Annotated in this window: 10 protein-coding genes and 1 pseudogene; 6 read left to right on the top strand and 5 right to left on the bottom strand. The window is 46.8% G+C overall.

All coding sequences use genetic code 11. The features are described from left to right. Nucleotides 1-512: 512 nt before the first annotated feature. Nucleotides 513-1,352 carry a hypothetical protein gene (locus IQ257_RS28370; RefSeq protein WP_193875261.1) on the top strand — a complete coding sequence of 280 codons (840 nt, stop codon included), beginning with the start codon at nt 513-515 and terminating at the stop codon, nt 1,350-1,352. Between the two features lie 95 nt (nt 1,353-1,447). Further along, entirely contained in the window at nt 1,448-2,164 is a 717-nt protein-coding gene (locus IQ257_RS28365; RefSeq protein ID WP_193875259.1) for a histidine kinase, read from the top strand. A 94-nt stretch (nt 2,165-2,258) separates the two neighbouring features. Here IQ257_RS28365 and IQ257_RS31735 read toward each other — a convergent pair. The 4 genes and pseudogenes from IQ257_RS31735 to IQ257_RS28345 form a co-directional block, all read right to left on the bottom strand. Further along, a pseudogene (locus IQ257_RS31735) lies at nt 2,259-2,354 on the bottom strand (YqiA/YcfP family alpha/beta fold hydrolase); the annotation flags it as partial. Next, entirely contained in the window at nt 2,351-2,842 is a 492-nt protein-coding gene (locus tag IQ257_RS28355; protein WP_193875255.1) for a Spy/CpxP family protein refolding chaperone, read from the bottom strand. The pseudogene IQ257_RS31735 and the gene IQ257_RS28355, both read right to left, overlap by 4 nt. Before the next feature lie 78 nt (nt 2,843-2,920). Further along, nucleotides 2,921-3,280, bottom strand: coding sequence for a hypothetical protein (locus IQ257_RS28350; protein WP_193875253.1), 360 nt, complete (start codon nt 3,278-3,280; stop codon nt 2,921-2,923). After that, a complete protein-coding gene (locus IQ257_RS28345) occupies nt 3,277-3,885 on the bottom strand; it encodes a sigma-70 family RNA polymerase sigma factor (protein ID WP_369076437.1) in 609 nt (202 codons plus the stop codon). Before IQ257_RS28345 ends, IQ257_RS28350 begins: the two co-directional genes overlap by 4 nt. 125 nt (nt 3,886-4,010) lie before the next feature. On the opposite strand from IQ257_RS28345, the gene IQ257_RS31730 reads away from it, so the two are divergent. The 4 genes from IQ257_RS31730 (at nt 4,011) to IQ257_RS30485 (ending at nt 4,974) form a co-directional block, all read left to right on the top strand. Next, complete coding sequence (locus IQ257_RS31730; protein ID WP_228061119.1) at nt 4,011-4,106, top strand: DUF5674 family protein; 96 nt, start codon at nt 4,011-4,013, stop codon at nt 4,104-4,106. A 76-nt stretch (nt 4,107-4,182) separates the two neighbouring features. Then, nucleotides 4,183-4,308 carry a hypothetical protein gene (locus tag IQ257_RS30945; RefSeq protein ID WP_265586119.1) on the top strand — a complete coding sequence of 42 codons (126 nt, stop codon included), beginning with the start codon at nt 4,183-4,185 and terminating at the stop codon, nt 4,306-4,308. Next, nucleotides 4,286-4,534: an AAA family ATPase gene (locus IQ257_RS30490; RefSeq protein ID WP_228061118.1), complete on the top strand. Its 249-nt coding sequence runs from the start codon at nt 4,286-4,288 to the stop codon at nt 4,532-4,534. Before IQ257_RS30945 ends, IQ257_RS30490 begins: the two co-directional genes overlap by 23 nt. 44 nt (nt 4,535-4,578) lie before the next feature. Then, nucleotides 4,579-4,974, top strand: a complete 396-nt coding sequence (locus IQ257_RS30485) for a hypothetical protein (RefSeq protein WP_228061117.1) — start codon at nt 4,579-4,581, stop codon at nt 4,972-4,974. A gap of 80 nt (nt 4,975-5,054) precedes the next feature. On the opposite strand, the gene mutS is transcribed toward IQ257_RS30485, so the two are convergent. After that, nucleotides 5,055-6,487: DNA mismatch repair protein MutS (gene mutS / locus IQ257_RS28330; RefSeq protein ID WP_193933422.1), on the bottom strand; the 1,433-nt coding region annotated here is incomplete at its 5' end.

Here is a 6,487-nt window from a genome sequence, read left to right as displayed (position 1 = left end):
CCTCACCCCCAACCCCTCTCCCCAGGGGAGAGGGGAGCTGATTGATATTCTTTAGGACTGACGCACTGAAACGAAAAATCAATGTTTTAGGCTACGGGGAACGGGGAACAGAGGATTACGGCTATTTTATGTGTTTGAGTGCGTAAGTCTTGTTCTTGTTCCCTCTCCCTTGGGGAGAGGGCTAGGGTGAGGGCTTTCTAGGCATCTGCTCACAAGTTTTGTCGGTCAACCAACATTCAGTAGAGAAGTTGTGTACTAATGTCTCTACCCCCAACCGTGTTTAATAAAACTGCAAAATTCTCTGAAAATCTACACTTAGTCAGAGAGGGCAAGTCACTCTACTGATAGATGTAACTGTAGTTAGAGCGGCTGTAAATTGATTGGAGTAAGTAGAACGCTCGAATAATAACGTTTTACAACCGCCCCCACCTAACTGTTAAGGAGTCAGTTACAGGGCTTAATTCACTGCTTCTTGAGAAGCCGTAAATTTTGTTATATCTATCAGGATAATTATGCTCGATCAAGATTACATTAGCCCCCTCTGGACTAAAAGAACAGGAGCTTGTCTAGGAGCGATCGCTCTGAGTGTAACCACTTTGCTGCTTCCTGGCTGCACTACAGATAATGAAGAGATTCAGGAAGGAAAAACTAACGTTACCACTGAAGACGTTGCTGAAAATACCGAAAGCGTTATTGGGCAAGAGATAACGGTAAGAAGCCTAGTGGGAGAAGCCGTTGGGAAGTCTGGCTTTGTTATGAACACGGAGGAGGATAAACCCATTCTCGTGATTAATGCCACAGGTACTGTCTTCACGCTTCCTGCCGAAGAAGATATGCCGGTTCAAGCTACAGGTCAAGTTGCACAATTTGTGCTTGCTGACGTTGAAAAAGAATACGGTCTGGACTTAGAAGACGAGCTGTATGTAGACTACGAAGAGCAACCCGCCATTATTGCCCAATCTCTGGCGCTTGCCCCCACTACTGAAGAACTCGCCGCCGCTCCGACCGGCTATTTTGATAAAGTCATTGCTGTAGAAGGCGATGTCAGAAAACTGGAAGCAACCAACAATGCACTTGCCCTGTTTGAAGAGGGTTGGGTTGATGATATCGGAGTGCTGGTTGTTGGTGTCGAAGCCGATCTTAAAGGGGGTTCAATCGCCGCAGTCCAAGAAGGTGAAAACATTACAGTGACTGGCACAGCGCGCCAGGCTGATGCTAAACTCCTGAAGGAAGCTAACCTAGGCTGGGACGACGCAAAGATCGAAGAGTTTTTGTCCAGATACACCCAAAGACCCGTAATTGTAGCCGATGGTATCTATCCATCTGCTGTCGATCCTGCTCCTGGTGAGTAGCGGCTTTGTTACGACTGGTTTTCAAACTAAGTCAAGAGAAAAGAAAAGGGCTTAGTCACACCCTAAATTGTTGAATTCAAGACAAAGGAAACAAAATGATTGAGAAAGAAAAGTTTACTCCCAAAACTGGTAACTACAAACGCGCCGTCGGTGTTTTCAAAAGACGCGAAGATCTCCAAGATGCGCTCCAAGACCTTAAAAAGTCTGCGTTTGACATGAACAGAGTCTCCTTATTGGCACGGAATATTGATGACGTTGAAGGAGCTAGGGAAGTAACCGAAAAACACGGCAACGAAGCCAAGGAAGGAGCTGCTGCGGGCGCGACTGCTGGTACAGTTCTAGGCGGTATTGGTGGCTTCTTAGTAGGGGTCGGTTTATTAGCGATTCCTGGTGTTGGTCCTATACTCGCAGCCGGAGCCGAGATATCTGCCGTAGCCTCTACTTTGGCAGGAGCCGGAATCGGTGCAGCCTCTGGCGGTATTATTGGTGCCTTGGTGGGTATGGGTATTCCTGAGGAGAGAGCCAAGGTGTACAACGAGCGCATCAAAGCTGGCGAGTATTTGTTGATGGTTAGCGGCAGTGACAATGACCTGAAGCGCGTCCGCTCTATCATGCACGATCGCCATGTTGAAGAATTTGAAATCTTCGACGCTCCTGCTCGGCGAGAAGCTCGTGAGGAAGTCGCGGAAGTGGAGCCTGTTGCCACTCGCGAACGGGTAGCAACCCGAGAAGTGGTTACTGATGCTCGCGACTTAACAGGTGATGGTGAGCCAGAGGTCATTATCGTTGACGAGCGAAAAGAAATCCGATAAGGTCGCTGCTACTGGGTACACTTTAGTTCATCAATTCCCCCATCCCTCCCTTAGATAATAGGGAATTGGGGGCTTTTCCGTAGCTCATTCCCTCTAGAGAAATACCAATATCTGCAAAGCGATCGCGCAGATACACAACCTTTGCTGAACCAGGACTTGATGCAAAACCGTGAAGGTAGATAAATCTCAACGATCTAACCTTTTTTGTTGCTGAGTGTGATTGCTCACCTCGTCCTGCCGTTGCTCCATCAGTTGAGCAAATCGGTGGCGTTGAGTGGGGGTAAAAACGTCTCGCATTGCCAACATACTTTCAAAGCTTAACTCTCCTAGCTGCTGGCTGAATTCTTGAACCTGCTCGTGTTGGGTACGAATTTGGTCAACAGTAGCAGTACTCGCCATCAACTCCGCTAATTTTTCCTGGGCTAGAGCTAGTTCCTGGCGCTGGTTATTAATCTGACTTCTGTACTGCTGTTGAATGCTATGCAACTGTTGCATTTGCTCGGATGTGAGGTTGAGTTCTTCCATCAACCTCAATCTACTTTGCTTCTGGGGCGGTTGACCTTCAAAGGTTGGCACAATTGATGGGATTACACCCTTAGAATTGGGATTGGCAAGAGCCATAACCCCTCCCAGAGAAAGCAGGAGGACTGATAAAATAGAAACACGACGTAACAACATAAAAGTTACCTCTTGAGTTGGGCATCAGTTTGACTGACTTACCAACGCTTACCTTTAAATTTTGTTGGAATTAAAAGCTCAAGGTGCTGTATTCGCTAAGAGCACCCAATTTGCTGGGGTACTCTCAGGTGAAGAACTGACGGGTGTCTCTCCCGTAACGCTGTTCCAGTTATTTTCTAAGAACGCTTCCAAACTAGCAGACGAGTGAGACGGTTCTGGCAAAGGAATCAGCGTGCGGTAGCCACTCCAAGCCATCAGTAAACCAGCAACAATGGCTGGTGGTATAGCCCATAACCCCCGACTCCGCATAGGTTGCTCTTGCTCCTCGATAGCATTAAGCAGCCGATCCTCTAAATCATCGGCGGCAGGGGGAGGTGTAGGGCAGTGTTGGCGCAAAAATTCTTGCCATTCTTTATCATCAGGTGGTAATTGAGTCATAGCATTTCTCCTTGTTGCTGAATACAGTTTCGCAACGACGTTCGAGCATGGAAAAGGCGAGACTTCACGGTTCCTACTGCAATGCCCAAAATTTGTGCTACTTCTTTTTGGGGCAGATCTTCAAGATCGTGCAGCACTAAGACGGCGCGGTGTTCAAAACTGAGTTGTTGCAGTCCTCGTTGTACGATATCTTGATAGTGCAACTGCATTAGGTCAGAAGTCTGGGACGGTTTACACTCGTCTAGAGACATTGCCTCTGTATTTGCTCGAATTTTAGCGTTGAAGGAACGCTGCTGGGCAAACTGCCGCCGCCGATCGGATGCCACATTCCAACAGATGCGATATATCCAAGTGGAAAATTGGGATACCTGTCGCAGTTGGGGTAAGCCTTTCCAGGTTCGGAGGAAGACGTCTTGTACTAAATCATCTAAACCCTCAGCACCACATAGCTGATAGAGCGTAGATCTCACTCGCTGCTGATAGCGCCGATACAGTTGACGGAAACTTTGCTGATTTCCCTGTTGGCAATGTAGCACCAAGTCGGCATCGGTATCGGTATCGGATTCTCGAACAGCGCGGTCATTCTTTGACACCTTTGCGGGTATGGCTGACACCTGTAAGTTCTCTCTCACCAGTTTTTCTGTTCATTGTTTAGACTCCCCTAGTGCAGAAAAGGTTCAACCAGGGTGTTGACACTCTTCGCTCTCATCGTTCATCCTCCAGCTCCAGAATGTGCGATCGCTTTATCAGAGCACATTGCGAAACTATACTACTTGATGAGGGGAGTGAAGAAACGAACATCTGGGGAGCTGACTGGTATCCCTGATTGACTGAGCTGGGGCGATCGCACTCGGTGATAGCTCAACAAGTTAGGATGAGAGCAAGATGTGAGCAAGCAGATTATGCAAACCCTAACTGACATTGGTACGCTGATTGTTCGCACACCGGGAACCTGTGGAGGGCGTCCCCGCACACAATATAAAAGAGTTATTACTGAAAAAAAATATGCTGAAACGTATCTATATTGATAATTTTCGCTGTCTAGTAAATTTTGAACTTGACGTTAATATGATTAATCTATTTCTCGGTTCTAACGGAACAGGCAAATCGACCGTTTTTGAAGTCCTACAAAAAATTCAGGCATTTGTTAATGGTGACAATTTGAGTTGGGCGAAGTTACACTCTATCGAGACAATCATGACCAAGGTTCCCAATATTCATTTGATTGGTCACGGTCTATGCTGCCTTCATTAATGCCAAGAGTCTACAATACAAAATTAACTTGGTTTAGAGAACGGATGGCACGTTTCATTATCGTGCGAATTATTCCAAACTTGATGATTGATGAGAGTAGCCAGGAAGAAATGTGTTTGACCAATAATATGGAGAATTTTGTTTCTTGGTATCGCTATCTTTCTGAAGATCAAGGTAAAGTCGCCGAACTAGGAAATATCTTCAAAGATGTTATGGATGGTTTTACGAACTTTTGTAGTGAAGGACAGATCCAAGCGTTACTGATTTCTCATCATCCTGAGTTAATCAACTACCTTTTAGCTTCACCGATTGGCTATTGGTTTGAACGTCAAAGTAACGCTCCTGTCCGAATCAAACGAATTAGCAGTGAAGTTGCTGACAATTCTGGACTACCCGTTTCAGAACTCATTGCACGGGGATGGTTGAATGAGTCAGCGTAGAGTTCAGATTGTTATCCTCTGTGAAGACAGACAGCAATAAGTGCGATCGCTCATACTAGAATTCAAACACCAGCAGAGGATTAATCCCCAAAAATATCCAACTGTTCCACCCCAATTCCCTCCTCCTCTACCGCCGATATCCCTCGTTCTTTGCCAATTCCCTTACGCAACCCCATCGCAATTTTACTATGCTTCTCAATTTGTCCCATCACCTGCTTCGCCCGTGCAATCACCGATGCAGGTAAACCCGCCAAACGCCCTGCTTCTATCCCATACGAACGATCCGCCCCTCCCGGTTGAACTTGATGCAAAAAGATAATTTGATCAGGCAGTTCCTTCACCGTTACCTGGTAATTGGCAACATTCGGCAAAATAGACGCCAGTTCATTCAATTCATGATAATGAGTGGCAAAAATCGTTCGCGCCCCAATTTCCATTGCTAGATATTCCGCAACCGCCCAAGCAATAGATAACCCATCAAAGGTTGCCGTGCCTCTGCCTATTTCATCTAACAATACCAAGGATTTCCCGGTGGCATGGTTGAGAATATTTGCTGTTTCATTCATCTCCACCATAAACGTCGATTGACCCGTCGCCAAATCATCTACCGCACCCACACGGGTAAAAATGCGATCGCAAATTCCCAATGTTGCCGACCCCACAGGCACAAAACTTCCCGTTTGCGCCAATAACTGAATCAACCCCACCTGCCGCAAATAGCAACTCTTCCCACTAGCATTCGGTCCAGTCAAAATAATCAAATCAGGGCGTTCTATCTCCTCCATCTTCTCCCCCCTTTTCAAGGAGAGGTGGGGGGCATCTTCCTGTCCCAAATACGCCGAATTCGGCACGAAAAACCCCGTAGGCAGTGACTGTTCTACCACCGGATGCCGCCCGTCAATAATCGTAATCTCGCGCCCTTCAACGATAGTAGGACGGCAGTACCCTTGCTGTACTGCCACCTCTGCTAACCCGCACAACACGTCAATCGCAGCAACTGCCCGTGAGATACTGCGAATTTGTTCAGCATACTCGGCAACTTCAATTCGCAAACTGGCAAAAGCCTCATATTCCAGCCGATTCAAATCGTCCCGTACCGTGAGAATTCGAGTTTCTCGTTCTTTTAAATCGGGGGTAATGTAGCGTTCCTCATTCGTGAGGGTTTGCTTGCGGATATAGTTATCGGGAACTTGGTCAGCTTTGCTGCGAGAAATACTGATATAGTAACCAAAGGTTTTGTTATACCCTACTTTTAGATTGGGAATACCCGTGCGTTCTCGTTCCGTGACTTCTAAATTCGCAATCCATTGCTGGTCATCTTCAGCAGTGCGGCGCATTTCATCCAGTTGAGGATTGACGCCGGATCGAATTAAGTTCCCTTCCGTTAAATGCAAGGGCGGCGACTCAACAATATGAACGCGAATTTTGTTCCCCAACTGTTCCAATTCTGGGGGAAACTTTTGCAACATCCTCAGATAGGGAGAAGATCCATAAGCCGCGAGTTCTGCTAGGT

This window comes from Coleofasciculus sp. LEGE 07092, from assembly GCF_015207375.1.
Taxonomy (GTDB): domain Bacteria; phylum Cyanobacteriota; class Cyanobacteriia; order Cyanobacteriales; family Coleofasciculaceae; genus LEGE-07092.
This window is presented reverse-complemented; position numbering and strand designations above follow the sequence as displayed.

Bases quoted from the DNA above. Each gene is read 5' to 3' on its own strand.
- IQ257_RS30485 (WP_228061117.1), top strand. From the start codon at position 4,579: ATGGCACGTTTCATTATCGTGCGAATTATTCCAAACTTGATGATTGAT.
- IQ257_RS31730 (WP_228061119.1), top strand. From the start codon at position 4,011: ATGTGCGATCGCTTTATCAGAGCACATTGCGAAACTATACTACTTGAT.
- IQ257_RS30945 (WP_265586119.1), top strand. From the start codon at position 4,183: ATGCAAACCCTAACTGACATTGGTACGCTGATTGTTCGCACACCGGGA.
- IQ257_RS28355 (WP_193875255.1), bottom strand. From the start codon at position 2,842: ATGTTGTTACGTCGTGTTTCTATTTTATCAGTCCTCCTGCTTTCTCTG.
- IQ257_RS28370 (WP_193875261.1), top strand. From the start codon at position 513: ATGCTCGATCAAGATTACATTAGCCCCCTCTGGACTAAAAGAACAGGA.
- IQ257_RS28365 (WP_193875259.1), top strand. From the start codon at position 1,448: ATGATTGAGAAAGAAAAGTTTACTCCCAAAACTGGTAACTACAAACGC.
- IQ257_RS30490 (WP_228061118.1), top strand. From the start codon at position 4,286: ATGCTGAAACGTATCTATATTGATAATTTTCGCTGTCTAGTAAATTTT.
- IQ257_RS28350 (WP_193875253.1), bottom strand. From the start codon at position 3,280: ATGACTCAATTACCACCTGATGATAAAGAATGGCAAGAATTTTTGCGC.